The organism is Pseudomonas sp. IT-P171 (genome assembly GCF_949767765.1).
In the GTDB taxonomy this organism is placed as follows: domain Bacteria; phylum Pseudomonadota; class Gammaproteobacteria; order Pseudomonadales; family Pseudomonadaceae; genus Aquipseudomonas; species Aquipseudomonas fluorescens_B.
The window spans coordinates 781,726-808,376 of the sequence record NZ_CATKQN010000011.1; the positions used below are offsets into that span (position 1 = coordinate 781,726).

At 56.4% G+C, this 26,651-nt stretch carries 30 protein-coding genes and 1 pseudogene; 15 read left to right on the forward strand and 16 right to left on the reverse strand.

Annotated elements, in window-relative coordinates:
- Positions 1-201: 201 nt before the first annotated feature.
- Positions 202-833: pseudogene (locus ACM6I5_RS12020) on the forward strand (carbonic anhydrase).
- A 68-nt stretch (positions 834-901) separates the two neighbouring features.
- Complete coding sequence (locus ACM6I5_RS12025) at positions 902-1,378, forward strand: DUF1348 family protein (protein WP_414883898.1); 477 nt, start codon at positions 902-904, stop codon at positions 1,376-1,378.
- Positions 1,379-1,588: 210 nt separating this feature from the next.
- On the opposite strand, the gene ACM6I5_RS12030 is transcribed toward ACM6I5_RS12025, so the two are convergent.
- Entirely contained in the window at positions 1,589-2,131 is a 543-nt protein-coding gene (locus ACM6I5_RS12030; protein ID WP_144425262.1) for a hypothetical protein, read from the reverse strand.
- Between the two features lie 151 nt (positions 2,132-2,282).
- On the opposite strand from ACM6I5_RS12030, the gene cynS reads away from it, so the two are divergent.
- The 4 genes from cynS (at position 2,283) to grxC (ending at position 4,099) form a co-directional block, all read left to right on the forward strand.
- A complete protein-coding gene (gene cynS, locus ACM6I5_RS12035) occupies positions 2,283-2,750 on the forward strand; it encodes a cyanase (protein ID WP_414883899.1) in 468 nt (155 codons plus the stop codon).
- A 105-nt stretch (positions 2,751-2,855) separates the two neighbouring features.
- Positions 2,856-3,104: a DUF2790 domain-containing protein gene (locus ACM6I5_RS12040; protein WP_017338982.1), complete on the forward strand. Its 249-nt coding sequence runs from the start codon at positions 2,856-2,858 to the stop codon at positions 3,102-3,104.
- A gap of 38 nt (positions 3,105-3,142) precedes the next feature.
- Complete coding sequence (locus ACM6I5_RS12045; protein WP_017338983.1) at positions 3,143-3,805, forward strand: carbonic anhydrase; 663 nt, start codon at positions 3,143-3,145, stop codon at positions 3,803-3,805.
- A gap of 30 nt (positions 3,806-3,835) precedes the next feature.
- The gene (grxC, locus tag ACM6I5_RS12050) at positions 3,836-4,099 is read left to right on the forward strand and encodes a glutaredoxin 3 (protein WP_414883900.1); all 264 of its coding nucleotides are present in this window, start codon (positions 3,836-3,838) and stop codon (positions 4,097-4,099) included.
- Between the two features lie 17 nt (positions 4,100-4,116).
- Here the strand turns inward: grxC and ACM6I5_RS12055 are convergent, their stop codons facing one another.
- From ACM6I5_RS12055 to ACM6I5_RS12110, 12 genes are all read right to left on the reverse strand, one after another.
- A complete protein-coding gene (locus ACM6I5_RS12055) occupies positions 4,117-6,189 on the reverse strand; it encodes a pyridoxamine 5'-phosphate oxidase family protein (protein ID WP_414883901.1) in 2,073 nt (690 codons plus the stop codon).
- 195 nt (positions 6,190-6,384) lie between these two features.
- Positions 6,385-7,065 carry a glutathione S-transferase family protein gene (locus tag ACM6I5_RS12060; protein ID WP_414883902.1) on the reverse strand — a complete coding sequence of 227 codons (681 nt, stop codon included), beginning with the start codon at positions 7,063-7,065 and terminating at the stop codon, positions 6,385-6,387.
- Positions 7,066-7,165: 100 nt separating this feature from the next.
- Complete coding sequence (locus ACM6I5_RS12065; RefSeq protein ID WP_414880397.1) at positions 7,166-7,789, reverse strand: DJ-1/PfpI family protein; 624 nt, start codon at positions 7,787-7,789, stop codon at positions 7,166-7,168.
- A gap of 269 nt (positions 7,790-8,058) precedes the next feature.
- Positions 8,059-8,970 (reverse strand): LysR family transcriptional regulator, encoded by a 912-nt coding sequence (locus tag ACM6I5_RS12070; RefSeq protein ID WP_017338989.1) that lies wholly within the window; start codon positions 8,968-8,970, stop codon positions 8,059-8,061.
- Positions 8,970-9,890 carry a LysR substrate-binding domain-containing protein gene (locus ACM6I5_RS12075; protein WP_017338990.1) on the reverse strand — a complete coding sequence of 307 codons (921 nt, stop codon included), beginning with the start codon at positions 9,888-9,890 and terminating at the stop codon, positions 8,970-8,972. The genes ACM6I5_RS12070 and ACM6I5_RS12075 overlap by 1 nt, the downstream gene beginning before the upstream one ends.
- 204 nt (positions 9,891-10,094) lie before the next feature.
- Complete coding sequence (locus tag ACM6I5_RS12080; protein ID WP_414883903.1) at positions 10,095-10,724, reverse strand: glutathione S-transferase family protein; 630 nt, start codon at positions 10,722-10,724, stop codon at positions 10,095-10,097.
- A 107-nt stretch (positions 10,725-10,831) separates the two neighbouring features.
- Positions 10,832-11,749, reverse strand: a complete 918-nt coding sequence (cynR, locus tag ACM6I5_RS12085; RefSeq protein ID WP_017338992.1) for a transcriptional regulator CynR — start codon at positions 11,747-11,749, stop codon at positions 10,832-10,834.
- 332 nt (positions 11,750-12,081) lie between these two features.
- Positions 12,082-13,443 carry a glutathione-disulfide reductase gene (gene gorA / locus ACM6I5_RS12090; protein WP_017338993.1) on the reverse strand — a complete coding sequence of 454 codons (1,362 nt, stop codon included), beginning with the start codon at positions 13,441-13,443 and terminating at the stop codon, positions 12,082-12,084.
- A gap of 46 nt (positions 13,444-13,489) precedes the next feature.
- The gene (locus tag ACM6I5_RS12095; protein WP_017338994.1) at positions 13,490-13,723 is read right to left on the reverse strand and encodes a hypothetical protein; all 234 of its coding nucleotides are present in this window, start codon (positions 13,721-13,723) and stop codon (positions 13,490-13,492) included.
- A gap of 317 nt (positions 13,724-14,040) precedes the next feature.
- Entirely contained in the window at positions 14,041-14,274 is a 234-nt protein-coding gene (locus tag ACM6I5_RS12100; RefSeq protein WP_414883904.1) for a DUF2790 domain-containing protein, read from the reverse strand.
- Entirely contained in the window at positions 14,271-14,846 is a 576-nt protein-coding gene (gene rclC / locus ACM6I5_RS12105) for a reactive chlorine resistance membrane protein RclC (RefSeq protein WP_017338996.1), read from the reverse strand. The genes ACM6I5_RS12100 and rclC overlap by 4 nt, the downstream gene beginning before the upstream one ends.
- A gap of 173 nt (positions 14,847-15,019) precedes the next feature.
- Complete coding sequence (locus ACM6I5_RS12110) at positions 15,020-15,361, reverse strand: carboxymuconolactone decarboxylase family protein (RefSeq protein WP_414883905.1); 342 nt, start codon at positions 15,359-15,361, stop codon at positions 15,020-15,022.
- Positions 15,362-15,472: 111 nt separating this feature from the next.
- Here ACM6I5_RS12110 and ACM6I5_RS12115 point away from each other — a divergent pair, with 111 nt between their 5' ends.
- From ACM6I5_RS12115 to ACM6I5_RS12135, 5 genes are all read left to right on the forward strand, one after another.
- Positions 15,473-16,369, forward strand: a complete 897-nt coding sequence (locus tag ACM6I5_RS12115) for an AraC family transcriptional regulator (RefSeq protein WP_031318950.1) — start codon at positions 15,473-15,475, stop codon at positions 16,367-16,369.
- Positions 16,370-16,686: 317 nt separating this feature from the next.
- Positions 16,687-17,337: a response regulator transcription factor gene (locus tag ACM6I5_RS12120; protein ID WP_414880391.1), complete on the forward strand. Its 651-nt coding sequence runs from the start codon at positions 16,687-16,689 to the stop codon at positions 17,335-17,337.
- Positions 17,338-17,937: 600 nt separating this feature from the next.
- Positions 17,938-18,186, forward strand: a complete 249-nt coding sequence (locus tag ACM6I5_RS12125) for a DUF2790 domain-containing protein (protein ID WP_017339003.1) — start codon at positions 17,938-17,940, stop codon at positions 18,184-18,186.
- 468 nt (positions 18,187-18,654) lie between these two features.
- Positions 18,655-19,431, forward strand: a complete 777-nt coding sequence (locus ACM6I5_RS12130) for an alpha/beta fold hydrolase (protein ID WP_414880502.1) — start codon at positions 18,655-18,657, stop codon at positions 19,429-19,431.
- Positions 19,432-19,566: 135 nt separating this feature from the next.
- The gene (locus tag ACM6I5_RS12135) at positions 19,567-20,106 is read left to right on the forward strand and encodes a cytochrome P460 family protein (RefSeq protein WP_017339005.1); all 540 of its coding nucleotides are present in this window, start codon (positions 19,567-19,569) and stop codon (positions 20,104-20,106) included.
- 89 nt (positions 20,107-20,195) lie between these two features.
- Here the strand turns inward: ACM6I5_RS12135 and ACM6I5_RS12140 are convergent, their stop codons facing one another.
- Positions 20,196-21,116, reverse strand: a complete 921-nt coding sequence (locus ACM6I5_RS12140) for a LysR family transcriptional regulator (protein ID WP_031318951.1) — start codon at positions 21,114-21,116, stop codon at positions 20,196-20,198.
- 114 nt (positions 21,117-21,230) lie between these two features.
- Here ACM6I5_RS12140 and ACM6I5_RS12145 point away from each other — a divergent pair, with 114 nt between their 5' ends.
- Positions 21,231-22,100, forward strand: coding sequence for an NmrA family NAD(P)-binding protein (locus ACM6I5_RS12145; protein WP_414883906.1), 870 nt, complete (start codon positions 21,231-21,233; stop codon positions 22,098-22,100).
- A gap of 127 nt (positions 22,101-22,227) precedes the next feature.
- On the opposite strand, the gene ACM6I5_RS12150 is transcribed toward ACM6I5_RS12145, so the two are convergent.
- A complete protein-coding gene (locus ACM6I5_RS12150; RefSeq protein WP_414883907.1) occupies positions 22,228-22,377 on the reverse strand; it encodes a hypothetical protein in 150 nt (49 codons plus the stop codon).
- Positions 22,378-22,493: 116 nt separating this feature from the next.
- Here ACM6I5_RS12150 and ACM6I5_RS12155 point away from each other — a divergent pair, with 116 nt between their 5' ends.
- From ACM6I5_RS12155 to ACM6I5_RS12165, 3 genes are read left to right on the forward strand one after another with little or no spacing between them, the layout of a single operon-like run.
- On the forward strand, positions 22,494-24,020 hold the full coding sequence (locus tag ACM6I5_RS12155) for an efflux transporter outer membrane subunit (RefSeq protein WP_414883908.1): 1,527 nt from the start codon (positions 22,494-22,496) through the stop codon (positions 24,018-24,020).
- Complete coding sequence (locus tag ACM6I5_RS12160) at positions 24,013-25,137, forward strand: HlyD family secretion protein (protein WP_414883909.1); 1,125 nt, start codon at positions 24,013-24,015, stop codon at positions 25,135-25,137. Before ACM6I5_RS12155 ends, ACM6I5_RS12160 begins: the two co-directional genes overlap by 8 nt.
- A complete protein-coding gene (locus ACM6I5_RS12165; protein ID WP_414883910.1) occupies positions 25,127-26,152 on the forward strand; it encodes a DUF2955 domain-containing protein in 1,026 nt (341 codons plus the stop codon). Before ACM6I5_RS12160 ends, ACM6I5_RS12165 begins: the two co-directional genes overlap by 11 nt.
- Here the strand turns inward: ACM6I5_RS12165 and ACM6I5_RS12170 are convergent.
- Positions 26,137-26,589 (reverse strand): hypothetical protein, encoded by a 453-nt coding sequence (locus tag ACM6I5_RS12170; RefSeq protein ID WP_414883911.1) that lies wholly within the window; start codon positions 26,587-26,589, stop codon positions 26,137-26,139. The genes ACM6I5_RS12165 and ACM6I5_RS12170 overlap by 16 nt on opposite strands.
- Positions 26,590-26,651 lie beyond the last annotated feature (62 nt).

Below are 26,651 nucleotides of genomic sequence, written 5' to 3' on the forward strand. Positions count from 1 at the left end.
GGCTAATTATTTCAATAATTGGCAGGGGAAATCACGACCTCCCTTAAACAATACGCAGGCAGCACAAAAGTTCAACAGTATTAGATTCATCCTATCTAACAGATAAATCGTTACTCCCTCTTATTCTTGGACGATGTTTAGCAAGACTTATAACATTGGTCATCGCAATCTCACACAAAGGCTTAACGCCGGTACTTGCACATGAAAGCACTCATCGAAGGCTTCATAAAGTTTCAAAAAGAAGTTTTCCCGCAGAGAACGGATCTTTTCAAATATCTCGCCACCACTCAAAATCCAGAAACGTTATTTATCACGTGCTCCGACAGTAGAGTCATTCCGGAACTGCTCACACAGCAAGAACCCGGAGAGCTGTTCGTTATACGCAACGCTGGAAACATAGTTCCCTCCTATGGGCCGCAGCCGGGGGGTGTCACCGCCTCTGTCGAGTATGCCGTTGCGGTACTCGGGGTCCGTGACATCGTCATTTGCGGTCACTCGGATTGCGGAGCAATGACGGCGGTTTCCAGTGGCAGGTCATTGAATCATTTACCGGCAGTGGCAGCCTGGATGAGCTATGCAGAGTCCGCAAAAGTTATGAACGCGACCCGTACCCACGCATCCGATAAAGAACGTGTCAGCTCGATGGTTCGGGAAAATGTTATCGCTCAGCTCTCCAACCTGAAAACCCACCCCAGCGTCAGATTGGCTTTGGAACAGAAAAAACTGAATCTGCATGGTGGGTGTACGACATCGAAACAGGGTCCATCGTCGCGCTCGATGGCAGAACCAACACATTCGTTCCATTGGCGGAGTTCCCGGAAACTACGGCATAGGACTCACCTGTTCCCTAAGCACATTGCCTGCTCGACCACGATGTCCCCACACATTCGGAGTGAAAATCATGGCTGGATCTGAAACCCGTCCCCCACTGCCCCCTTTCGATCGCGAATCGGCGATTCTTAAAGTCCGGCTTGCAGAAGATGGCTGGAACTCTCGCGATGCAGAAAAAGTTTCACTGGCTTACACCACTGATACCCAGTGGCGAAATCGAGTCGACTTCGCAGTAAACAGGTCTGAAGCCGCAGCATTCCTCACCCGAAAATGGAACAAAGAGCTGGACTATCGACTGATCAAAGAGTTGTGGGCATTTACCGATAACCGCATCGCGGTACGTTACGCCTACGAATGGCACGATGACTCCGGTCATTGGTATCGCTCATACGGAAACGAGAATTGGGAGTTTGCTGAAAACGGACTGATGGCTCATCGGTTTGCCTGCGTCAATGACATGCCAATCAAAGAATCGGAGCGAAAATTTCGTTGGCCGTTAGGCCGTCGCCCTGACGATCATCCAGGTCTTTCTGATCTAGGCCTGTAACCATTGGCGTTCGACAGACGATGTAGCGAAACGTGGTTTGGAGAGTAGTGCGCTCTTCACACGAAAATTTGTAAGTGTCAAAGGCAGACGACTGCAGGCCGTTACTCCCTAAAAAATTACGGCTGTGGAAGTAGATTGCGCCTGTCCCTGACTTTTCCCTCTGCGACTTACACAAAGCTTCGCCTCGTCGGCCAGATCGAGGCGAAAGCTTCACCCTCCCCACCGCAGCGCCAACAGCCTCGCCAATGCCTCTGGCAGATCGCTTAGCCAATCCCGGAAAGGCCGGACCGTTATCGATTCAGGATCATGGTCATGGGATTGCGTGGTCCAGACCACATCGTAACGAGCGAGGATCTCAATCATGTCGCTGCGTTGGTAAGCCTTTTCAAGGGCGGCCACCGCAAGTTCTCGAAAGGCTTGTTCGACCGCGCCTGGCCATAACACCGCACCGACAGTGCTCGCCACCGTTCCACGCTGATGGATGCGGTGAGCGATCCCGGGAGCGAGTTTTATAGCCTCGCCTTCCTGAAGTAAGGCGATTCGCTGTCGACCGGCACGAATATCCAGTTCGCCCTTGAGCGCCACCACCAGTTTGGTTTCCTGACGATGCATCAACGGTAGGTTGTGAGCCTGTAAGGGCAACACAAAGCGCATCGCCGTGCCCGCCCCTCCAATGCTTGCCTGGGCTACGTCAATCCACACCGGAAAGCCGTTGGGGATCAATAGCAGCGCCTCTGAGTTTTCAACGTTCATCAACACTCCGACCTGCATCTATAGGAACCACCTATGCGCAGGATTGTATATCGGTCTTGGACGCTATGGAGCAAACGGCAGAAGATTGCTTCACACCCAAGCAACACCAACCTGGCAACCGCCACCAAGCAAACGCGATAGGAGAAACACCATGCAACAGTCCCACGCTTATAACGACACCAGCCTCGACCTGACCGTGAAAATCCTCGACGCCAAGGCGCGTAAAAACCTGTCCTTCGAAGACGTGGCCCAAGGCACCGGCCTCGGTCTGGCTTATGTCACCGCCGCCCTGCTCGGCCAGCATCCACTGCCTGAAGCCGCAGCCAAAGTGATCGGCGACAAACTGGACCTGGACGCCGACTCGGTCGCCCGTCTGCAAATCATCCCACTGCGCGGCAGCCTGTCGGGTGTTCCAACGGACCCGACCATCTACCGCTTCTACGAAATGATTCAGATCTACGGCACCACCCTGAAAGCCCTGGTTCACGAACAGTTCGGCGACGGCATCATCAGCGCGATCAACTTCAAGCTGAACATGCAGAAAGTTGAAGATCCGGAAGGCGGTCACCGTGCAGTGATCACCCTCGACGGCAAGTTCCTGCCACTGCGTCCTTTCTAAGGATGCAACCGGACCTGTAAATCGGCCCGCAGCCTTGCGGGCCTGCTTCAAAAAAAATTCTTAACCCTTTTCGATCAATCACCACATTTGAATGGAGGATCCGTCATGAAAAAAATTCTGTTTCTTGCCCTGTCACTGACCGCTTCGCTGTCGGCCTACGCCCAGCCAGCCGTAGTCGCACCGGAGGCCATTCCATATGCGTATGGCATGCAGCTGGATATCGCCAAAGTCATTCACATCACCCCGACGGCGGATGTCTGCGGCCCGACAGCCGTGCAAATGGCTTACCGCGATTCGCACGGTGAAACCCACATCCTGGAATACAGCGTGATCGGTAGCGGCTGCACCAACTGACGGTCACTCACTCAATACTCAATGAAAGGTAAAACACCATGAAAGCGCTCATCGAAGGTTTTTTGAAGTTCCAAAAAGAAGCATTCCCACAACGCACTGACCTGTTCAAACACCTGGCCACCACGCAACATCCGGGCACCTTGTTCATCACCTGTTCCGACAGCCGCGTCGTACCGGAACTGTTGACCCAGCAAGAGCCTGGCGAACTGTTCGTAATCCGTAACGCTGGCAACATCGTGCCGTCCTACAGCCCCCATTCCGGCGGTGTGTCGGCCACCGTCGAATACGCCGTCGCCGTACTGGGCGTGACTGATATCGTGATCTGCGGCCATTCCGATTGTGGTGCCATGACCGCTGTCGCCAAGTGCAAGTGCATGGATCACCTGCCTGCGGTCGCCGGTTGGTTGCAGCATGCCGAGTCGGCGAAAGTCATCAACGAATCGCGTCCTCACGCCAGTGAAAGCGCCAAAGTCAGTTCCATGGTGCGTGAAAACGTCATTGCCCAACTGGCCAACATTCAGACTCATCCAAGCGTGCGCCTGGCTCAGGAAAAAGGTCTGGTGAATCTGCATGGCTGGGTCTACGACATCGGGACCGGTTCAATCGACGCCCTGGACGCCGACAACAAGACCTTCAAGTCACTGGTCAAGCATCCGAACACCGTTGCCGTTCATGCCCGTCCAGCAAAAGCTGTTGCCTGAATCAGCCGCTAATTTCCAGGAGTACTCAACATGCTTGAAGTCACTATGTACACCACCACGACCTGCCCCTACTGCCGCAATGCCAAGCGTTTGCTCGATACCAAAGGGGTGGCGTACAAGGAAATCGATGTGCGCTCAGTCGACGTGAAAAACGAAATGATCAGCCGAAGCGGTCGCCATACCGTCCCGCAGAGCTTTTTCGGCAACTGGCACGTTGGCGGCTTCGATGACCTGGCTCAACTTGAAAGCGAAGGCGGCATCGACCCGGTACTCAACCCGCGCATGGCGGGATGAGCACCGATGACGCCAACTCACAATTCCAGCACCAGGGGGGCGTCGCCCTCCTTGGCTTGCGCTGGCACCGCACAGCAGATCAGTACTTCCCCTTCGGCCGGCATCTCAGCCGGCAGGTTCAGATAATGCACTTGGCCACTGACCAATCGGGTCCGGCATGTACCGCACGATCCGCCCCGGCAACTGAAGTCCGGGTTCAGGCCGCGGCTCTCGGCCAGTTCCAGTAAACTCCCGCCACCCGGCTCCCAACGAGCTTCCTTCGCCGACGCCGAAAACAGCACTTTGACCGGGCTGCTTGCCGCGGGTATCTGCTCGACCGCCGGGGTTAAATGATCCCGTTGGCGAACCAGGGTCGAAGGACCGAAAGTCTCCGCGTGAATACGGTCATCGCCAATACGCAACTGACGCAGGCCGTCGTAAAGCGCCTGGGTAAAAGCACCAGGGCCACACAGGTAAAAGTCGTAATCGTCCAGGGGCAGCAAAGCCTTGAGCAGTTCGACATCCACCCGCCCCGCCACCTCAAAATCCTCACCAACGCGAGCATGAGTTTCCGGCTGGCTGAGCAGGCGCAGCGCACGAATTTTATCCTTGGCTCGAGTCGCCAGTTCGTAAAGCTCATCGCGAAACCCGAGTTCACCCAGGCTGCGCGCACTTTGGATGAACCAGGTGGGTCGAGTGCGACGGATGCGTTCGCCTTCATAAATCACTTCGCGCAGCATCGACAGCAGTGGCGTCACGCCCACGCCCGCGGCCAGCAAAACCAACGGTCGATATTCATCGGCTTGCACCGTGAAACGCCCTTGAGGGGCGCGGGCTTCGACCAGATCCCCTACCTGAACGCGGTCATGCAGATGCGACGAGATGAGTCCGTCACGCTTGACGCTGATGCGGAAAAAACTGTCCGACGGCGCACTCGACAGGCTGTAGGTTCTGACCAGAGGCGCCTGTCCTTCAGCAAGGCAAAAGCGAACCGGCAGATGTTGGCCAGCCTCGAACCGCGGGATGCCCGCGCCATCGGCCGGTTCAAAATAGAAGGAGCGAATGGAACTGCTTTCGTCAACGATCCGCGTCACCCTCAGCGGTCGCCATTGATCGCGCAGGTAATCGGCTTGCAATCGGCCCTCAGCTTGCTTCCAGCTGCCCGTCATCAGGCTGTTAGGTGAAAAACCTTCAAACCGCCAACGGAGGGCCAACACAGCCTGACGTCGAACCACCTGTTCCACGGTCAGCGTCCAGAGCCGTTCGGCCCCCTGAAAGGCGGCAATCTCCGGCCCCTCGAGGATGATCTCGGTACGCCCGCTGACTTGCAGCATGTTGCCTGTTTCAAAATCGATGAACACCAGCCCCGCGCGCGGGTTGAGCAGGAAATTACCCAAGGTGTTGAAGTGCAGGTTGCCGGCGAAATCGGGAATCGTCAGCACGTTGCCTTCTATCCTGACGAAACCTGAATTGCCACCTCGGTGAGAAACGTCTACCGAGCGCCGGGTTGCGTCGCCATCCAGGTCGACATAGCTGGCGATGAAAAAGGTATCGGCCTTGCTGATGGTCGCCTTCGCGGCTTCATCCAGTTCACTGAGGCATTCGACCGCCACGTTTGCCGAGGCTTGGCCAAGGCTGACCGGCTCAACGCCTCGCAACTGGATGTATTGCGGGCAGTTGCCGAAAGCGTGCACCACAGAAACGGCAAAACCGCCTGACGAGGCGGTATTGATGTTGCCGTTCATGCGATTGCGCCTTCGGGTCTTCAGGTCAATACCCAGCAGTCCCACCGCAGCGCCCTGCTTAAGGGCCGCCCGAACCGGATCACCCTCGGCGGGCAGGCGGTCGAGTTGCAGCATTCGCGGATCGGGAGAATGGATGAAGCCAGGGGGGCCTTCGATCAACGTGGCCCAAGGCATCCCTTGTTCATCGACCGCGCCCACCACCAGGTAAGGCAACTGGTTGTAAAACAATCGATGCTGATCAGGGATGAAGTCACGCACGACCTTGCGTCCGAATATCTCCATTTGATCGGCGACGCCGACGCTTTCCTGCAATTCACGCTCACCCGCATGCCAAGGGGATGTTCCTGGCGCGTCCGACTGACTCATGATCACCTCTACGCATTCGTAAACAGGTGTCCTTCACCCGCCGCCCGGCGAGGAATGGTTGAATCCCCGGCAGCGGGGTAAATACGCCAGTGCCGGTGATCATCAACTCTGCGTTTTGCAACCTCAGGAAGCTCGATACAGACCCTGCACGCACTCGAGCAACCCGGAATCGCCTAAGGGGGGGTAGCGACCCCGCTATGGAAGCCCATATAGCTTTTTTCTGTCTTGATCAGTTTGACCAGATGGACGAATTCGCTCGCCTTTAACGTAGGCGCGAACCACTGCTGGACGCTTACTGATTTTCTCTAGCCAAGCGGCGACGTTAGGATAACCATCGAGCGTCATTCCTTGCTTGTCATGTTGCAGCACCCAAGGATAGATCGCCATATCGGCAATGGAGTACTCGCCGGCGACGTAAGGCCGTTCGCTCAATTGCTGCTCCAGAACGGCATACAAACGTTCGGTCTCTTTACTGAACCGTGACACGGCGAGCGGCACATGTTCAGCGGCGTAATTCAGGAAGAACACTGTCTGTCCCAATATCGGCCCCAGGTTCGCCGCTTGCCAGAACAGCCACTGCATGACTTCAGCCGCCCCTTTCGCATCGGCGGGCATGAATTGCCCGCGACGCTGAGCCAGGTACAACAAAATCGCCCCTGACTCAAAGACCGATACCCCAGTCTCTCTGTCGACTATCGCTGGAATACGCTGATTGGGCGAAATCCGGGTGAACTCGGTGGAAAATTGCTCACCATTGCTGATATTGACGGGATGCGCGACGTAGGGATGTTCCGACTCCTCCAGAAAAATGGCGACCTTCTGCCCATTGGGGGTTGGCCAGTAGTAGTAATCGACAGCACTGGAAAGATTGAACATTGGGTTCCCCATTTCGGCAACAGAATGAAAACCTAGGCCACATACTCGTCAGTGCTCAGCTCAAGGCAGCCATGAACGCCGTCGGAGTTGGCGGATCATTTCAGGGCACTTGCGGCGTTTCGTACCAATCACGGCTGGGGGTGGCGAAGCGCATCTTCTTGCGGATAACAGCGGCATTTTCGACGCTGGTTATTTTTTCGAGCAGTACGAATGCAACTTCAGTGGCAGTCCCCGGCCCGCTTGACGTGATGATCTGGTCATCGACAACCACGGGGCGATCGACAAAGCGTGCACCGGTTTCCAACAGTTGGTTTTTCCGCTTGCCTCCCTCCTGGTGATAGGTCGTAGCGTTCCTGTCACGCAACACGCCGGCCACGCCGAGGCATACGGAAGACACGCACACGCTGGCGACGGGTTTACCCGCTTCGACGAAATGCCGGATGGTCGCCAGGAAGGGTTCACTCAAGGCTTCCTCGTAAAAACCCGACGGTTCAAAACCACCCGGCAGTGCCAGGGCATCGAAGCTGCTCACGTCCAGATCGCTCAATAAAAAACTCGGATTGAGCATGAGGCCAAAGGTGGTCACGATCTTTCTGCGAAGGCCGGCGTTGACCAGTTCCACAGGGTGATCACCCAGCAGGTTGGCCCAGCCAAGCACATCGGTAAAAGCGGCCATTTCCAGGGGCTCCACGCCGTTGGCCAGTAACATAAGCACGCGTTTCATCAGTCATTAGCCTCTGCGGTACAGCATGGAAGAGTGTGTGCTTATGCTCCGCCTTAAGCGCGATGTAGAGAACGACCAGAAAATACAATCCACTATTTCGCGCACTGAAATGCCCGAGCAGGCACACGCGAAGAAGACTGTTGTAGTCAAAGACGCGTCCCTTGGGACGATGGTGTCCAATCCGACAGTCGTTGCCTGCCTGTTTGAAACAGCTGCCACTGCCAAGTAATGGCTCGCAGTGACCTCCGCGGTTGGTGCGCTGCAAGCGTTCAAAGCACATCCGGCTGCATGGCCGGATGCTCGCGCAGGCCGTCGACGATGTGGTCAACAAAACTGCGCACCCGCATCGAGGCCTTGCGCCCTTCGCGGTACACCACGTGCACCGGCAGCGCCGGTAACTCATAGGGCTGCAACACACGCCGCAATCGCCCAGTGTTCAAATACTCATACAACGGATAGCTCAGGCAACGGGTAATGCCGGCGCCATAAGCGGCTGCATCGATGGCCGCCTGTACCGTCGCGCAACTGATCCGTGTACGGGCTTTCAAGTGATTGATCTCACCGTCGTGCTGGAAGTCCCACTGGACTCGGTCTCGATAAGCATGGGTGGCGACCAGTCGATGATTTTGCAGTTCCTCGGGTTCGCTGGGCTCCCCGTGAGTAGCCAGATAAGCCGGGCTGCTGCATACCATCGAGCGTACGTAGCCCACCTGTCGTGCGATCAATGACGAACTGGGTAGATGGCCGACCAGCACCGCCACATCGATGCCTTCTTCATTCATGTTCGGAAAACGATCATGGTATTGCGCAAAGACTTTTACCTCCGGGTACAGGCTCATGTAGTCCGTCAGAATCGAGGTCATGACGTAACGGCTGAACAGCAAAGGCATCAGCACCGTGAGATTGCCTTGGGCCTGTACATGCAAGCCCTTGGCCGAAGCCTCTGCATCTTCGATGGCCCTGAGAATGCGTGAACAATCGACCATGAAACCGGCGCCGGCCTCGGTCAGCGACACCCCACGGGTGCTTCGAATCAACAGAGGCACGCCAAGACGTTCCTCCAGCCGTGCAATGGCGCGAACGACCGTAGGTCCGGACACATCCAGACGACGGGCCGCAGCAGCGAGACTGGGACGCTCCGATAACGCTTCGAACATCAGCATTTCATGGTAGCGATCCATCAGTTGGAACCCTTCACCACAGCCTTGAGCGCCGAGTCCTTGCCGAGTCGATCCGCGAGAAAATCCACGAAGGTACGAACCTTTGCCGGAATTCGGGTGCTCTTGAGGTAGACCACCTGAATGGGCAGCGCCGGTGGTTCGAAGTCCTCCAGCACCAGTTCCAGTTCGCCAGCCGCCACCTGGTTGGCCACCTGATAGGACAACACCCGCGTGACACCCCAGCCCAGGCTGGCGATATTGATCGCGGCCTGATTGGCGGTGACCACCAATCGCGGTTCGAATCGAAAGCTCAGCGCGTTGCCGTCGTTGACGAATTGCCAGTCGCTCAGCAAATGGCTGGCCGAAGACATGACGATGTTGGCGTTACTGAGTTCACCGGGATGACGCGGCCTGCCGTGGCGTTCGAAATAATCGGGGGTACCGCAGATCACCTGACGTACTTCGCCAACTTTGATGGCGTGCTGATTAGTCTCATGCAAGTGGCCGATGCGTATGGCCACATCGATACCCTCGTCCGTCATGTTCACGACACGATCCACCAGCAAGGCATTGAGGTGCACCGAAGGAAACTGGTCCACGTAGTCGGCCAGTAGCGGCGCGATGTACAACTCGCCAAACAGCACCGACGCGGTCACGGTCAAATGCCCGCACGGTATCGAGTAACTCCCGGCAGCCGCCTCCTCCGCCTCGTCGATATCACTGAGGATACGCCGACAATCCTCGAGATAGCGTTGACCCGCTTCGGTAAGATGCAGGCTGCGAGTGGTTCGAGAAAGGAGCTGTGTGCCGATTCGCTCCTCCATTGCGGCAATGGCACGGGTCACGCTGGGGGGAGAGATATTCAACAGCCGGGCGGCGGCGGCAAAGCCTTCTTCCTCGGCCACGGCCATGAATATCTGCATTTCTTGAAAACGATCCATAGTCGCCCCTGTCTTGATGAGAGGACAGCGAGGTATCTGGCCGCTTGCGCGGTAAGACCTGATTGCCAGTATCGTCGGCTACAGCGACTTTCGCACGCGCCGTCGGGCTGGCTGCATTTACGTAAAGCGTCCTGGGAAAACCGCGAAACAAATGAAAAGGAGCTGGCCGGAATTATTTTCCCGGCAAGCTCCTTCAGAATCGAGTCAAGCCTCTTGCAAGCCTACAGCAGTACGTTGCATGCCAACGAAGTTCGGCAAACCTTCGATGCTGCTCAACCAGGCACGGACATTCGGGTAGTCAGTCAGCGCCACGTTACCTTCCGGCGCGTGGGACACGTAAGTGTAGGCAGCAACATCGGCGACGGTCGGCTTGTCGCCGGCCAGGAATGTGCTCTGACCCAACTCTTCTTCCATGACCTTAAGCAGGGAATGAGAGCGTTTGATTGTATCTTCGGCGTCAAGACCGGCACCAAACACCGTGATCAATCGTGCGGCGGCAGGCCCCGAACTGATTTGACCGGCGGCCACCGACAACCAGCGTTGAACTTTGGCTTGCTCTAAAGGATCGGTTGGCAGCCATTGGCTCTTGCCATATTTGGCGGCGAGGTAAACCACGATGGCGTTGGAATCTGCCAGGACGGTGCCGTTGTCATCGATCACCGGCACTTGGCCGAAGCGGTTGAGCGCCAGGAAGTCAGGCGCTTTGTGCGCGCCCTTCATCAGATCCACGAAAACCAGTTCGGTTGGCAGTCCCAGCAGGGACAGCATCAGTTCGACCCGATGTGAGTGGCCAGACAAAGGGTGACGATAGAGTTTGATCGCTTGCTGAGACATGACGTGCTCCGATAGTTGTTAGACTTCGACCCGGTGATCGCGTCGATGGAGTTATCTTCCCCTCCTCTCGTAAACAGCGGAATGACCAGCAATTACAATCCAGCATTTCATTGCATGTAATAATCATTTTTTTTCGACCCTGCTGCCCCTCCCGACACTCCCAGCATCAAGTCCATAAAGGCCACTGACGCCGCGCTGTGATAGTTGTTTTTACGCCGTAACAGCGCGGCTCCGCGCCGTGGCCCCTTGTCCAGCAGCGCGATCCTGCGCAGGGCTCGGTCCTGGGTAGCGATAGGCTCCGGAAGAATAGTGGCGACCGCCGTGTGCCGCATGACTTCCAGCAAGGTATTTACCGAATTGACCTCGATCACCACCTTGGGTGTGATCTGCGTCTTGGCGAAGTACTCGTCAATACAGATGCGGGTGGCGAAGTCGGGCGTCAGCAACGCAAAGTCCAGTTGAGCGACCTGCTCGGCGGTCAACGGTTTCTTGCAGTCGTATAACGGATGATCCCGCCCCACCACCAGCCCCAGGGTTTCTATAAAAGCCGGGATCGTTTCGATGTCCGGGTTTCTCACCTCATCAAACGCAATGGCGATATCCAGTGAGTCATCCGCCAGGCCGGTTTCGATATCGGCCATGGAGAGTTCAAAGATCTCCAGGTGGATATTTGGATAGAGAGCCATGTAGTCGCGCATCAACGGTCCTACCAGGTACGCCATGAACGTCGGTGTCATGGCCAGGCGCAGGGTACCGCGGGACAGATCCTTCACATCGTGCAAAGCGCGCTTGCCAGCTTCCAACTCAACCAATACGCGACGTGCACATTCGATGTAAGCCTGCCCCGCATCGGTAGGTTTTACCGTGCGCGAGGTCCGGTCGAACAGCACAACGCCAAGGGTCTCTTCCAACTGTCGGATCTGTTGCGACAAGGTCGGCTGGGAAACATGCAGCGCCTCGGCGGCGCGGGTGAAGCCGGCGTTATCGGCGACAGCCAACAAATAGCGCAAGTGTCGTAGCAGCATGGGATTCCCCCTCTATAGGCCGTGCTTATGCGTTGCATTGTATATCGGTCCTGGACGCTATCGAGCAACCACCAGGACATTGCTCATACCCCGGCAACACCAGGAATGCCAAAGGTTATTCCGGCGAATTGATGTGCGACGCGAACAGCAAACTGGACACCAGTCGTACAAAAGCGCTTTTACACAACCTCTATCGAGGATGTGTAAAAACGTCATAGAGGGATTTTGAATCTCAGGTCCAAGCTTTTTGAGGGTGACGTTCCGTCGTTGCGTCCGGCGTCATCGACAAGTAAGCACATGCCGTGAAAAAAATATGAATTGGCCGTCTGCTGTCATCTGCCAGAGACAGGTGTACGCAGGGTCACAAATTCTTCTGCCGAGGTCGGGTGTACACCGATGGTTTCATCGAACAGACGCTTGGTCGCACCCGCTTTCAACGCGATGGCCAGCCCCTGGATGATGTCTCCGGCGTCGGGCCCCACCATGTGCGCGCCCAAGACCCGATCAGTAACGGCATCCACCACCAGCTTCATCAACGTCTGCTCGGACGAGTCCGTGAGGGTCAGTTTCATCGGCTTGAATCGGCTTTCGAAAACGATCACATTCTGGCCATTCTCCAGCGCCTGTTCCTCAGTCAGCCCAACGGTTCCGATGTTGGGCTGGCTGAACACAGCAGTGGGAATGTGGCGGTAATCTACTGGACGATATTCTTCAGGCTTGAACAATCGACGAGCGACCGCCATGCCTTCCGCCGTTGCAACAGGGGTCAGTTGCACCCGTCCAATCACATCACCCAACGCCAGGATCGATGGTTCGCGAGTTTCAAAGTTGTCATTGACGTCTATGTAACCCTTCTCATTGAGTTCGACGCGGGTATTTTCCAGGCCCAGATTGTCGAGCATCGGCCGCCGGCCAGTGGCGTAGAAAATGCTGTCGGTCTCCAGTTGACGACCGTCGTTGAGTGTCGCCAGTAGACTTCCGTCAGGCTGTTTATCGATCCGGACGATATCCGTGTTGAATTCCAATTGCAGTCCGCGCTTGGTCAGCTCCTGCACCAGGTGCGTGCGAACCGCCTTATCAAACCCACGCAGGAACAGATCACCGCGATACAGAAGGCTGGTGTCGGCACCAAGGCCATTGAAGATGCCGGCGAATTCGACGGCGATGTAACCGCCGCCCACCACCAGTACTCGCTTGGGCAGTTGCTCCAGAAAGAAGGCTTCATTCGAAGTGATGGCATGCTCGCGACCTGGAATTTCCGGAATGTGTGGCCAGCCGCCAGTTGCAATCAAAATGCGTTCGGCGCTGAAACGCTGTCCATTGATTTCCACATGATGCGCGTCGGTCAGTCGTGCATGGCCTTCGAGTAACGTTACGCCGCTGTTGATCAGCAGTTTGCGATAAATACCATTGAGTCGTTCGATCTCTCGGTTCTTGTTGGAGATCAATTTTTGCCAGTCGAATTGCGCCTTGCCGGCCGTCCAGCCAAAGCCCTCGGCCTGTTCGAAGTCGTCGGCAAAATGCGATCCGTAGACCAGGAGTTTCTTCGGCACACAGCCGACATTAACGCATGTACCACCGAGGTAACGACTCTCGGCAACTGCCACTTTCGCGCCGAATCCTGCGGCAAAACGCGCTGCACGGACACCGCCGGAACCAGCGCCAATCACAAACAAATCAAAGTCGTAGGTCATCTCAATTCTCTGCAAGGTCGCACAACACATGTGCTGCCAAATATCGTTAAAGGGGAGAAAAACGAAGTTTCAATGCACGCAACATCGAGCCGCACCGTTCCAGGACCGAAGCCTTGTTCTGACGCGTGCCGGATCTGTACGTGACAGGAGCCGCGATGTATTCGCTAGCCAGCGCTCCCATCAATTGGGGCAGCAAAAAGCCGCCTTCGTATTCGGTAACGACCATGACCGGAGTATCCAGCCAAGGGTTACCGTCGCAGGAATGAGCGACATCAATCATGTGGGGACTCCCTGGATGGACACTGCATTCACCCGAACTGGGTCAATTGCTTCTGCGCTCAGTCTCACCATGTATGGGCAATTAGAGAACCAGCAGGGATGTCATGACTTAATTGTGCTGAGTGAAACAATCCTGCGAGGCGTTGTTCTGAACATACTGATCAGGCTGCCGTCAGCGTCTTATGCGAGGTCATTGACAGTCACAAATCCCACGCTAATCCCTCTTTCCAGCGACCATCCGACTATGAGGTCGCTGGAAAGACACGGGGGCTTATCGCGTGTTGTCAGGGTCGCTTAGCCGCCGCTGCACGCCGATCCCTAGACTTGATACGTCACGGTGTGACGCTGGCCCTGGGAATCGTCATACGTCAGTTCCACGGGGACGATTCCGCAGGCATTACTGACATCGGTGATGCTGATGGTTTTGACGATATCAAGGGGCACCCCGGTCCGTGCAACCTCCTCAGCCGGTGCTGCCACGATGCTGCTGGAAACAATGGCAAACGTCAGAGCTATCACCGGTTTGAAAAAGTTCTCCAATAAGCGGTTCATGCGTGACTTTCCCGCAGCAGATTGCGAGCGGAGTCGGCCATCACGGCAAGAGAGCCGGCCAGCATCAGTACGTCTTTGAGCACCAGGCGACCGCCACCGGACAGGTAGGGAAAACCGTGTTGAGCATCGCCCAGAGCCCCCACCCAGGCTTCGGGCGTAGTGATCAGAAAGCTCAAAGTCACCAGCGGCGTACCGAAGGCCAGCGCACCACCGAGCAAGCCGGTGCGTCGTGAGATCGGGTTGGACAGCACCAACAAGCCAATCAGGAGTTCGACAATGCCCAACCCCGTCGAGAATCCGTAAGTGTTGTTGCCTGTCTGCCACGCGCGCTTCTCCACGTTCAGTTCACCTTCATGTGTCAGGTGAGCCTTGTACTCTTGGGGGTGTTCGTAGAAGAACGACATGAAGGGACTGTTGGCCACAAACGGTGTGATGCTATCGGCCTCATATGGGACGAATTTGAGCGCGCCGATCCACAGGAAAACGATGCCGATTGCCAGTCGCATGAGCGAAGCGCCAAAGGTGTCCACTTTGCTGAGGAACCGTAACCAGGTTGTAAATGAGGTGAGCATGGGACTTCTCCAGAACATTGAATGTGGAGCCAGTCTGCTGGTTTTGAGACCAGTGCTTTTGTTCGTCATGCTCAAGTTGTTGCTTGATCGTCTCAACGTGACCTTCACGTTTCAATGACGTAAAAAAACCTCGGCACTTTGTAGTACCGAGGCTGCTTGGACGCGATGTCAGGCTAGTTTTTCAGCGCATCAAACGCTTCGAGCGTGCGTAGCGAATAGATGTAAGCAGCGCCCGCGTTCATCGAGATAGCCGTGGCCAGGGTCGCAGCCACCTCTTCGCGGCTCGCGCCTGCCTTGATCGCTGAGTTCGTATGTGCGGCGATACAATCATCGCAACGAGTAGTGACAGCGACGGCGATCGAGATCAACTCGCGTGTCTTGACATCAAGCACATCGTTTTCGGCAGCGGCTTCACCGAGTGCCATGTAGGCTTTGACCATCTTGGGGTTGCTCTTGCCCAGTGCGCCGAAGGCTTTCTGGATAGTGGGCAATAATTCGGACCAATTATTGAACATAGCGTAAATTCCTGAGCAGGTTGAGTGTACTGTTTCGACACACTCAGTTTTCTCCAGTGGCGCGATTCAGGTTTGTTCGATCGGCTCAGCTTTTATTGCGAAAGACTCAAAATGAATTCAATCGATAAACTCATCAGCTTGGCCAACGTGCGCGGCAGCCTGGATTTGCGCTGCCAGTTCGAGGGGGATTGGGCTCGCGAGCATGAGCAGGAAGCCTTGGGCAAGGCGCCCTATCACATCGTGTTGGCCGGAGAGTGCCAGGTATATTTTCCTGATGGCGAGCGTGTTTCCATGAAGACCGGGGACATTTTGCTGCTTCCACGGGGCGTGCCGCATGTCATGCACAGCACAGGCAAAACCGTAGCGCCGACCGTGCCGTACGTTAGCGAAGGTGGTGTCGTGCCGATGCATCGTATTGGCGGGGCCAGTCGCGATTTCGACATGCTCTGTGGCGGGTTTCACTTCAATCGCACGTCACTGCTCTTCGCTGCGCTGCCCGAGTATCTGGTCATCCCGCCCACCGCCAGTGGGCAGCTACTTGCGCTGGTGGAGATGCTGCGTGGCGAAGCGGATGGCGACCAGGTCTGCTCCAGATTCATGCTCGACGCGCTATCCCAGGCGCTGTTCACCTTAATCCTGCGAGCGCACCTGGCAAGCGATGGCCAGACCACTGGCTCATTGGCCTTGCTCAGCGACAAACGCCTCGGACGCGCCTGGCAAGCGATGCTGGCCGACCCTGCATTCGAGTGGACCGTTGAAGGGCTGGCGGAAATGGCGAGCATGTCCCGCGCAACGTTCCTGCGCGCATTTGCACGTGTGGCTGGCGCGTCACCCTGGGTGCTGTTGACTCAGGTCCGTATGGAAATGGCGTTCAACCTGCTGAGCCATTCCCATCTGGGGCTGAGCGATATTGCCGTACAGGTCGGGTACCAATCGCAATCGGCCTTCAGCAAGAAATTCAAGGAGTTTTACGGCGAGGCGCCAGGGAAACTGCGTCGCGGGATTTAACTCTACGGCAGGTCCATCGGCGACACGGCGGTCACGATCTTCAAGGAAACCTCCCCCGGCCGTATGCCTGTTCGCGCCGCCCTGGCAACAGGATTGTGCTAGACCTTAGATATGATTGCGCTGGCGTCGAAGTCGTAGGGAGGCCGCATCCAATGGCGCCAGGTGATCAGCCATTTGCTCATCAATGACTTGCAGTCAATCACAGATACCACAGCAAGGCTTCCCGCCTTGTGCTCGAGCCTTTGACCATAGGGAGGTTCTGAGCGAGGAGACACTGCCGCTTTCCACTTGTCGTTACCTACCTGGGAGGAGCACATGTGAGTCGAGATTCCCTCTCTGATTCGCCTCTGGATAACGGACCAATAGTCTTCGTTGTTGATGATGATGAGTCCGTGCGCATCGCATTGAGCAGTCTTTTCCGCTCGATGGATGTGCGGGTCGAGACGTTCGCCTCCGCGGCCGAATTCATTCGCCGCCCCGACCCTCAAACACCGTGCTGCCTTGTGCTGGATGTCCGCCTACAAGGGTCCAGTGGCCTGGATGTCCAGCGAGATTTGCTTGAGTCAGCGAATAAGTTGCCCATCATCTTCATTTCCGGGCATGGCGACATCGCGATGTCTGTTAAAGCGATGAAGGCTGGCGCCCTGGACTTCCTGGTCAAACCGTTTCGCGACCAGGACCTCCTGGACGCGGTATCGGCTGCACTCAGGACAGATACAAAGCGCCGTGAACTGGCCAAGGAGGACGCTGGTTTGCATGCCTGTTACCAGTCACTGACTGCCCGGGAACGCGAAGTCATGGCTTATGCCGTGAAGGGTCTGATGAATAAACAGATCGCCGGCGAGATCTGTATCAGTGAAGTCACTGTCAAAATTCACCGCGGGAACGCGATGAAAAAAATGAAGGCGAAGTCGTTTGCTGATCTGGTACGAATGGCTGAATCGCTAGGGATAGGAGGTAAGCACTGAATCAATTTAAGGCGTAAGTATTGTGTACTTGGAAGCAATACGCTCTTGGAGTGTCAGGCAAATGCCTCTATGCACCTGCCCCACCGTCCGTCCCCTCTCTTATTACTCCCACTCATACTCACAAATCTCAGCCCAGCTGAACGCCGACAAATTGTCCAGCACAATTAAAAAATCAAAATCTCGCCGTCCGCCATTAATACTCAAGTATTAGCCGCTACCACTCACGCGCTAAAAAATTCGACCTTATGTCGAAGTGCTTATCGGCTGCGACAGTCCTATCCTGTGTTCAAGCAAACGAAAACACCGAACGAGCAGACACCAGTGACAAAAGCAATCAGTCCCAATGCATACAGATCAATTCGGCGAACTTGAATGGAGGCTCAGACACTACCAACAGTTTTGACAATGATTACCGATTTCTAAAACAACACCAATCAATATCATCCGTTACATTATCTCGACTGGAGAAACGCCATGACACAGTCACACGTTTATAACGAAGTCACGGTATAACAGGCACAACAGGCACAACAGGCCGACGTGCGGGCCAATTAAAGCCCTCTCAACGAGCTCACATCCATTAAACCGGAGTTCACTTTCATGACTAAATTCCTGTTTTTCGTCTTGTCCGTTACGGCCTCATTATCGACATACACACAAGAAGCCAACGCAGATCCAACAGTTGACATATATAAATATGGAATGCATCTAGACATTGCTAACGTGGTCAAAACCTCACTGGCAGCTGATGTCTGCGGACCCACACCAGTGCGGATGACATACAACGACTCTGACGGTGAAGTACACATCCTGGAATACCGCGTCATTGGCACCGGATGCACGAATTGAGGTAACCATAGGAACGCGAGGATAATGAAAATAAAAAACACCTCATTGGCGTTTTTTTGAAAAGTCACTGCTAGCACACCCAACGACCTGCGCATTACCTGCTCGCCATACCCGCGTTGCTGCGTGATACAAGAAAAGATCACTCTGGCGAAAGCGCCAGGCCAGTAAGAGGGCAATAGCCTTTCAGCGCTTAAACTTCGGCTGTTTCACCCAGTGAAATATTAGATTGTTCTTTTTGGTCGTTCTCACGCAATTGATAGAAGCAGACCATGATCCGCGCAGTCGATCGATTCGTTACAGGTATAGCTGTCTGTGCTCGAAGATCCGTGGACTTCTGGATGGCGCAAAAAAGTGTCTGAAACGCTCCATAGACGTTGCGCCAACGCCCTCCCCATGAAGGCGCAGACAGTTCTGCACCCGTTTCAAATTTACCTGACTGCGTCAATCTTCTATACACAGGAACATTCGATGAAACAGTTATTTGCAGGGCTTGCGCTCGCAGCAACAATGATCAGTTCGACCGCTGCATTGGCCGCTCCGATCAAACCAACCGTTGTGTTGGTGCACGGAGCCTTCGCCGACTCCAGCAGTTGGAACGGTGTGGTAAGAATTCTGGAAAAGGATGGATATCCGGTAATCGCGGCCTCCAACCCTCTTCGCTCGCTCAAGGGTGACGCACAGTCTGTCGCGGATGTGTTAGCGAGCATCAAGACTCCAATCGTCTTGGTCGGGCACTCTTATGGCGGTCCGGTCATCAGCGAAGCTGCCTATGGAAATGCCAACGTCAAAGCCTTGGTTTACGTCGCTGCTATTGCGCCCGAGGCAGGTGAGTCCACCGCAGACCTGGCGGGTCGCTTCCCAGGCAACACACTTGGCCCAACCTTGGCGCCACCGGTTGAATTGGCCGACGGTGGTAAAGACCTCTACATCCAACAGGACAAGTTTCACGATCAGTTCGCCGCGGATGTGTCGAACGCCGACGCCAAGGTGATGGCTGCGACCCAACGCCCTGTGACCGCAGAGGCGCTCAACGAAAAGTCGAGCGAGCCAGCGTGGAAAACCATTCCTTCATGGTTCGTTTACGGTGACAAGGACAAGAACATCCCCGCGCAAGCCCAGGCGTTCATGGCTGAACGAGCGCATGCCAGACAGACCGTCGCGGTCAAAGGCGCGTCCCATGTCGTGATGGTGTCCAATCCGAAGGTCGTTGCCAGCCTGATTGAAGCGGCTGCCACTGCCAAATGACGATTGCCTGCAACCGTCAATGGAACGGTCGTGGCACTCGTTCAATCAGCATCTGGACGAAAGGCCGGATGCACTTGCAGACCTTCGACAAGGTCGTCGACGAAACTGCGTACACTCATCGTTGGAGAATTTGTGATGACTTCCAAATTGCTCGTTCTGACCGCGACCGCCAGTATTCTTTGCGGGCTAGCTTTCTCTATTGTTGCAAACGCTGATTCAACCCCCGGTACGGCCGCAGAGGGGTCGCCAGTGTTTGGGGTGACACTCCCACCGGGCTACCGGAACTGGCAATTTGTCAGCATTGCTCATGAAGAAGGTGATAAACCTGACATCCGTGTCATTCTGGGAAATGATGTCGCCATGAAAGCGTTCAGGGATGGGACACGGCCATTTCCAGATGGCACTGTCATCGCTCGACTCGCTTATCAATATGAATCCTCCGCGCAAAACAACGCTGTGTTTGGTCGGGACCAATCTTTCATCGCGGGCGAGCCGACGAACGTCCAGATCGAAGTCAAAGACTCTAAGCGTTACGCCAATACAGGCGGATGGGGTTACGGGCAGTTTGAAAACGGCAAGCCCAATCCCAGTGAAAAGATCGTCAATGGCTGCTTCGCTTGCCATACGAAATTGCCCACTGCGACGGACCTGATATTCACAAAGTATTCCGAATAACTGGCCGTCGCTGGTGAACAACCGTCACTGGACGGGTGCCCACCGATGCGAGTATTGCTTCAGTTATGCTGGCTCAATCGCCGTAGGCCTCAATCGGCACGGAAGTGTTGGCAGAGCGATTCTCGAAAATGCTCCAACAGAAAATCGACGAACACCCGTGTTTTGGCCGGCAAAGATTTTTTGGAAGAGTAGTAAACCGAGACCACGCCCAGATCGACATACCAATCTGGCAATAATCGAATCAGCTCACCGCGTTGCAAGCGAGGCCAGGCGCGATCCAAGGGCAGCAGTGCGACACCTAGCCCCATCACAGCACAGCTACACAGCGCTTCCGGGTCGTTCATGATGGCTGCGGGTTTGAGATTGAGGTCGAACCGCCCTTCCCCAGCATCACGAAGCGTCCAGTTCAGCAAACGCCCTGAGTTGGTCGAACGCATTACGATGCCATCAACCCCCTGCAACTCGCTGGGCGTAGTGGGCAGCGGCTTGCCTTCCAGCCATGACGGAGCAGCGACAGCCACGAGATGAAGTTTGGCGAGTTCTCGTGCCACAACGCCAGGTGACAATTCCATGCCGCCACCGATAGCGACATCAAACCCTTCACCTATCAAATCCACGCGTCGTATTTCTAAATGCCAATCTGGCACCACCGCGGGGTAACGCTGCATGAAGGTCTTGAGCAATGGCAATACATAATCGTAAGCCAAAGATGGTGACAAATTGACCCGCAATCGTCCTGCGGGGACTTCTCTGGCTTCGCTTATCTGATTGATGGCCCCCTGGAGGGTTTCGAGGCCTTCTGCGACCTGTTGGTAAAACAACTCTCCCGCTTCGGTGAGGGTGATACTTCGCGTGCTGCGGTGGAACAACCGCGTACCCAGATTGGCTTCAAGGCGCGCCACATTCTTACTGACAGCGGCTGCGGAAATGCCCATGCGCCGTGCGGCTTCGGAAAAGCTGCTGGCTTCCGCGGCACGGGCGAAGGATTCTAGATTACCTAGAGTTTCCACGATCATCTCCAACTTTTGGTTGAAGCTGATTCTACCTATTGAAGACTAATTTATCTTTTATGCTTTGGTCATGATGGGCTTCCTACTGGTTATCAAGATCGGAAGCAAAGCATCATGGCAAAATTTCTAGTTACTGGCGCGACAGGCAGATTGGGCAATGCTGTCTTGCATTCACTGGTACAAAAAATCCCGGCATCCGATGTTGTGGCAATGGCACGTGATATTGAAAAAGCCGCGCCCCTGGCTGCACTGGGTATAGAAGTGCGCTACGGGGATTACACCGATTACGATTCGTTGGTGGCGGCATTCGAAGGCGTCGAAAAAATCTACATGGTGCCAGCCGTAGCCTTCAGTGATCGTCTTGCCCAGCATAAAAACGTGATCGTTGCTGCCGGCCGGGCCGGTGTTCGCCATGTGGTTTACACCAGTATTCAACGGGTCAACGATGAGCTGGCTCCTATTGAAGGCGTGACTGAAAGCGATATCGCTACCGAACGATTGCTCAAGAGGTCGGGCCTCACGTACACGATTGTTCAACATCCCCTATACGCCGACGATTTGCCCTTCCTCACCGGCGCCGATGCGGCAAAAGAAGACTTCAGTGCCCCAGCAGGTCAAGGTCGAGCCAGCTTCGCCACTTTTGCCGAGCTGGCAGAGGCCGGTGCCGCACTGTTAACCGAAACGGGTTATGAAAACCGCACTTGCCTGCTGAATGCGGGACAGACGTGGTCATTCCAGGACATCGCTAACGGGTTGGCTCGACTGACGGGGAAGCCGATTGAATACCAACCCATTTCCGCTCAAGCATTCATCGCCGCTCGGGAGGCTGACGGCTGGCCAACCTCGGTCGCGAAATTCCTCAGCGGCTGGGGTAACGCCATTGATAAAGGCGCTTTCGACCAGAGCAGTCATACGCTTGAAAAACTGTTGGGACGCAAGCCGAAAGATCTTGAGGGTATGCTACGGGTCGCTTTCTCTCTCTAACTATTTGTTCTTCGTTCCTTCCCATGCTGCATAGCGTCTTGGTGGGAGGCTGCGTGTTGAGGCGGGTGAACTGCCGTCTCAACCCACAATACTCCCCTCAGCCCTCATTCTATTGTCAGTTGTTCAATCAATGCCGAATGCTCGGGAAACTCCGCAAAGAGCTTTTGCCTGTTGCCGCTGCCGCCACGATGGGCACCATCAGCCATGAGCCGAGCATCAGATCTATGATCGCGATGCCCAGTCTGAAGCGCCATCCAGCGGCATGCGGCGCATTCATGGCTGCCTTTCCTTTTTGACGAGTCATATTGAATGTGATGCCGCGTGAAAGCTTAGCAGTCGGCTGATCATCAGGGCGTCTATGCTCTTGTGAACTTAATGGACCGGAAAACGTGCATGCATTTGACGCGATCAAGCCAACTGCTCCTGCTGGGTGTACTGGGCTTGAGTGGTTGCGTGCGCCTCGGGCCGGATTTTCAGTCACCGAAGCCAGCCTGGATTGACCACTGGAGCTCCCCTGCCCTTGAGCAATCCAGCCAGCGCAACCTGCATCCTGATCTGCGGCAGTGGTGGCAAGTCTTCGGCGATCCGGTGCTCGATCGTTTGATCGCCGAGGCGGACGCCCAAAATTCGGATCTGAAAATCGCCGGTCTACGAGTGATGGAGGCCCGTGCCCAACTGGGCATCGCTCAAAGCGGGCGCTACCCGCAATTGCAGCAAGCCAGCGTCGACAGTCTGTACTTCAACCGCAGGCAATCCGGCGGAAGCAATCCGCAGGACAGTCATTTCTGGCAACACAGCGCCGGGTTCGACATTGGCTGGGAGCTGGATTTCTGGGGTCGCTTCAGCCGTGCCATCGAATCCGCCGATGCCGGTTACTTCGCCGCACAGGCCAACTACGAAGACGTGCTCGTCCTGCTGCGTGCCCAAGTGGCGGACACCTACTTTTCGTTGCGCACCACCGAGGCGCGTTTGCGTGTGGCGAAGGAAAACGCCAAACAGCAAAAGCGTAATTTCGAGATCACCGAAAAGCTGTTCAACAGCGGCCAGCAAGCCGAGCTCGACCTGCAACAGGCCAAGACTCAGTACCTGGGCACCCTGAGCACCATTCCCAACTTTGAAGACCAGGTGCTGCGTATCCGCAATGCGCTGGCTGTGCTGGTCGGTCAGCCACCCGGTGCACTGTCACAGTTGCTTGAGAATGAAGGACTGATCCCGCTGGTAGACCGCGCAGTGCTACAGGATGTGCCCGCCAACCTCCTGCTGCGCCGACCTGATGTGCGCGCGGCCGAACTCAACGTCGCAGCCCAGTCGGCGCTGATCGGTGTGGCCGAAACCGAGTTCTACCCGTCGTTGACTTTGCTCGGCAGCATCGTCTGGTCGGCCGACACGCTGAACGGCACCTCCAGAAGCCTGGACTTCATCGGCGGCCCCAGCCTGCGCTGGAACCTCTTCGACCATGGCCGGATCAGCAACAACGTGCGTATCCAGGATGCGCGGTTGCAGCAGTTGATCGAAGCCTACCGCGACAAGGTTCGCCAGGCGGCGCGCGAGGCCGATGACGCCGCCAGCGGATTGATCAAATCCCTGGAGCGCGAACGCATCCTGCGTGAGGCCGAAGTCTCCGCCAAGCGCTCGCTGGTGCTGGCCAACGCGCAATATCGTGAAGGTTATTCGGACTTCCAGCGGGTGCTGGATGCGCAACGCGCCTTGCTGGAGCAACAGGACAATTACCTGGTCAGCCGCAGCAATGCCGTGAGCAATGTAATTGCCCTGTACAAGGCCTTGGGCGGTGGCTGGTATAGCGCGCTGCCGAAAATCGATGCGGCGACCCGCCGGCAAATGGAGCAACGTACGGACTGGGGCGATCTGCTGGATGAGCCTTCAGCTGCACAAGCCAACAAGGTAAAAGACCATGAATGAAGCCGCACCGCCCTCCCCCAAGGCACCCGAACCGCCCGCCGATCCGGCGAAGAAAGGCATCAAATGGGTGTTGCTGGTCATCGTCTTGAGCCTGGCCTGGTATTTGTCGGCGGACCGGTTCACGCCTTACACCCAACAGGCCCGGGTAGGCGCCTTTGTCATTCCGGTGGCGGCTGAAGTGGCCGGCCGGGTCATTCGCGTCAACGTGCGCAACAACCAGGACGTCAAGGCCGGAGACGTTCTGTTCGAGGTGGATCCCCAGCCGTATCAGATCGCCGTCGACCGCGCACGCGCAGACCTCGAATCGACACGCCGACAAATCGGCGCCAGCACCGCCGGCATTGCCTCGGCACAAGCCAATCTGCGCGCCGCCCAGGCCAACGAACTCAAGGCGCGCCAGGACAATCAGCGCCTTGAGGGGCTGTATCGCGATGACCCCGGAACCATTTCCGTACGGCTGCTCGAAGTGTCTCGGGCCAATCGCGAACAAGCCGTCAGCCAGGTCGCCGCCGCCCGTGCCGAAGTCCAGCGTGCGCGGGAGCAGGAAGGTGGCAGTGAGGAAGATAACGCTCTGCTGCGCAGTGCCGCGACGGCGTTGTCGAAAGCCGAACTGGACCTGGCCAACACGCAGATTCGCGCACGGTCGGCAGGCTTGATCACCGACCTGCGCACCGATGCCGGGCAGTTCGCCGCCGTCGGCAGTCCGGTGATGACCCTGATCGCCATCCACGATGTGTGGATCAGTGCTGACATGACCGAGAACAACCTCGGTCGGGTCAGGGTCGATACGCCGGTGGCGATTGTTCTGGATGCGCTGCCGGGCGAAGTGTTCGACGGGCGCGTGCGCAGCGTCGGTTACGGCGTCAGTGTCGGTCAGACGCCGGCACCCGGTACCTTGCCCAATGTACAGAACAGCCGCGACTGGCTGCGTCCAGCCCAGCGCTTCCCCGTGATCATTGAGTTTTCCGAGGAATCCAAAGCGCGGCTGCGCGACAGCCGTGCGATGCGTGCCGGCGGCCAGGCTGAAGTCATGGCCTTTCCTACCCAAGGCAATCCATTGAACCCGCTCGGTCGTCTGTTTTTTGGTCTGATGAGCTGGCTGTCCTATGCTTACTAAACGCACACCCAGGGCTCAACGCGCACTGCGCCTGGCCACGGGCACTGCGTTGTGTCTCGCCGGGAGTTTCGGTTTGGGCTTGCCGATTCCCTTTATCGCGCCGGTGCTTGCGTTGTTGCTCCTCGCCACCGTCAACCGGCCTTTGCCGTTCAAGGCCGGAATTGTTCTGGCCGTCGTTGCAATGTTGACCACCGGAGTCGGCCTGTTGTTGATTCCGGTTCTGCGTTATTACCCGGTCAGTGGCGTGCTGCTGGTCGGCGTCTGTCTGTTCCTGGTTTTTCGTTTTGGATTGCGCGGCGGCAACAACCTGATCGTCACGTTCCTGGTGATCGGCCTGACCATGATTTCTTCAGCCGGTGTCGCCGAGTTCGACCTCGCGGCGATGGTTATTGGCGCCCTGGTCAAAGGATTACTCCTCGCCGTTTTGATGGTGGCGGTGAGTCACTGGCTCTTTCCCGACCCGCCCAAGGCGCCTTCGCCACCCCCTGCGCCGCTGTTACCGGCGGAAGAAGTCAGCCGGGTTGCGCTGCGTGCAACCCTGATCGTGTTGCCAGCGTTTTTGCTGGCAATGATCGATCCGGCGAGCTACTTGCCGATCATTCTGAAGGCAGTCGGCCTGGGCCAGCAGAGTTCCACCACGGCCCGAAATGCCGGTCGCGAACTCGTCGGTTCGACCCTGCTGGCCGGCGTGCTGGCGGTGTTGTTCTGGAGTGCGCTGAGCCTGTTTGTGCACCTGTGGATGTTTTTTCTGTGGATGCTGCTGTTCGGTCTGATCCTGGCGCGCAAGTTGTACGCCCTGAGCCCGACCCGGTTGAGCCCGGGGTTCTGGCTCAACAGCCTCATCACCATGATCATCCTGCTTGGTCAGTCGGTACAGGACAGCCTTGCGAGCAAAGACGTCTACACGGCATTTGCCGTGCGCATGGGACTGTTCATGCTGGTGACTCTGTATGCGTGCCTGATGGTTTATCTGCTGGATCAGCGACCGCCAAAACGCGTTCAGGGATTAACCTGATACCCCTTTCCTTGCAGGCAACTGGTGTAGGCCGTCGAACTGGTGGAAGCGGCGGTTTTCTGTTGCGCCCGGCGTTCCTGGCGTTGACGCGATCCCCCCACCACCGCACCGGCGGCGGCCGTCTCTTTGGCCCGGTTCTGCCGATAATCCTGCTTCACATCGTCATCCACACGGTCATAAAACTCATCGTGCTGGCGACCGCGAACCTGAGCTCCAGTGGCGCCGGCAGCGGCACCGACAGCCGCTCCTTTCAGGCGGCCACCGGATGCAGGCGGCGGCGTCGAAGTCTGACCCGCGGCGATGTTGTGGCAGGACTCGATGTCCAGTTGGGTTTGTTGCGACGTCTGGCCCTTCAACGGGACCACCGTTTCGGCCCACGCCTGCGTGGCGGCAATCGACAGCGCGACACACAGACCAAGGGAAGACAAGCTGTTCATGATGACCTCCGAGGTGTCCTCAGCCTCCAGAGTGTAGATCACCCCCGCGCGCCCTCCCCCGA

Bases quoted from the DNA above. Each gene is read 5' to 3' on its own strand.
- ACM6I5_RS12025 (WP_414883898.1), top strand. From the start codon at position 902: ATGGCTGGATCTGAAACCCGTCCCCCACTGCCCCCTTTCGATCGCGAA.
- ACM6I5_RS12030 (WP_144425262.1), bottom strand. From the start codon at position 2,131: ATGAACGTTGAAAACTCAGAGGCGCTGCTATTGATCCCCAACGGCTTT.
- cynS (WP_414883899.1), top strand. From the start codon at position 2,283: ATGCAACAGTCCCACGCTTATAACGACACCAGCCTCGACCTGACCGTG.
- ACM6I5_RS12040 (WP_017338982.1), top strand. From the start codon at position 2,856: ATGAAAAAAATTCTGTTTCTTGCCCTGTCACTGACCGCTTCGCTGTCG.
- ACM6I5_RS12045 (WP_017338983.1), top strand. From the start codon at position 3,143: ATGAAAGCGCTCATCGAAGGTTTTTTGAAGTTCCAAAAAGAAGCATTC.
- grxC (WP_414883900.1), top strand. From the start codon at position 3,836: ATGCTTGAAGTCACTATGTACACCACCACGACCTGCCCCTACTGCCGC.
- ACM6I5_RS12055 (WP_414883901.1), bottom strand. From the start codon at position 6,189: ATGAGTCAGTCGGACGCGCCAGGAACATCCCCTTGGCATGCGGGTGAG.
- ACM6I5_RS12060 (WP_414883902.1), bottom strand. From the start codon at position 7,065: ATGTTCAATCTTTCCAGTGCTGTCGATTACTACTACTGGCCAACCCCC.
- ACM6I5_RS12065 (WP_414880397.1), bottom strand. From the start codon at position 7,789: ATGAAACGCGTGCTTATGTTACTGGCCAACGGCGTGGAGCCCCTGGAA.
- ACM6I5_RS12070 (WP_017338989.1), bottom strand. From the start codon at position 8,970: ATGGATCGCTACCATGAAATGCTGATGTTCGAAGCGTTATCGGAGCGT.
- ACM6I5_RS12075 (WP_017338990.1), bottom strand. From the start codon at position 9,890: ATGGATCGTTTTCAAGAAATGCAGATATTCATGGCCGTGGCCGAGGAA.
- ACM6I5_RS12080 (WP_414883903.1), bottom strand. From the start codon at position 10,724: ATGTCTCAGCAAGCGATCAAACTCTATCGTCACCCTTTGTCTGGCCAC.
- cynR (WP_017338992.1), bottom strand. From the start codon at position 11,749: ATGCTGCTACGACACTTGCGCTATTTGTTGGCTGTCGCCGATAACGCC.
- gorA (WP_017338993.1), bottom strand. From the start codon at position 13,443: ATGACCTACGACTTTGATTTGTTTGTGATTGGCGCTGGTTCCGGCGGT.
- ACM6I5_RS12095 (WP_017338994.1), bottom strand. From the start codon at position 13,723: ATGATTGATGTCGCTCATTCCTGCGACGGTAACCCTTGGCTGGATACT.
- ACM6I5_RS12100 (WP_414883904.1), bottom strand. From the start codon at position 14,274: ATGAACCGCTTATTGGAGAACTTTTTCAAACCGGTGATAGCTCTGACG.
- rclC (WP_017338996.1), bottom strand. From the start codon at position 14,846: ATGCTCACCTCATTTACAACCTGGTTACGGTTCCTCAGCAAAGTGGAC.
- ACM6I5_RS12110 (WP_414883905.1), bottom strand. From the start codon at position 15,361: ATGTTCAATAATTGGTCCGAATTATTGCCCACTATCCAGAAAGCCTTC.
- ACM6I5_RS12115 (WP_031318950.1), top strand. From the start codon at position 15,473: ATGAATTCAATCGATAAACTCATCAGCTTGGCCAACGTGCGCGGCAGC.
- ACM6I5_RS12125 (WP_017339003.1), top strand. From the start codon at position 17,938: ATGACTAAATTCCTGTTTTTCGTCTTGTCCGTTACGGCCTCATTATCG.
- ACM6I5_RS12130 (WP_414880502.1), top strand. From the start codon at position 18,655: ATGAAACAGTTATTTGCAGGGCTTGCGCTCGCAGCAACAATGATCAGT.
- ACM6I5_RS12135 (WP_017339005.1), top strand. From the start codon at position 19,567: ATGACTTCCAAATTGCTCGTTCTGACCGCGACCGCCAGTATTCTTTGC.
- ACM6I5_RS12145 (WP_414883906.1), top strand. From the start codon at position 21,231: ATGGCAAAATTTCTAGTTACTGGCGCGACAGGCAGATTGGGCAATGCT.
- ACM6I5_RS12150 (WP_414883907.1), bottom strand. From the start codon at position 22,377: ATGAATGCGCCGCATGCCGCTGGATGGCGCTTCAGACTGGGCATCGCG.
- ACM6I5_RS12155 (WP_414883908.1), top strand. From the start codon at position 22,494: ATGCATTTGACGCGATCAAGCCAACTGCTCCTGCTGGGTGTACTGGGC.
- ACM6I5_RS12160 (WP_414883909.1), top strand. From the start codon at position 24,013: ATGAATGAAGCCGCACCGCCCTCCCCCAAGGCACCCGAACCGCCCGCC.
- ACM6I5_RS12165 (WP_414883910.1), top strand. From the start codon at position 25,127: ATGCTTACTAAACGCACACCCAGGGCTCAACGCGCACTGCGCCTGGCC.
- ACM6I5_RS12170 (WP_414883911.1), bottom strand. From the start codon at position 26,589: ATGAACAGCTTGTCTTCCCTTGGTCTGTGTGTCGCGCTGTCGATTGCC.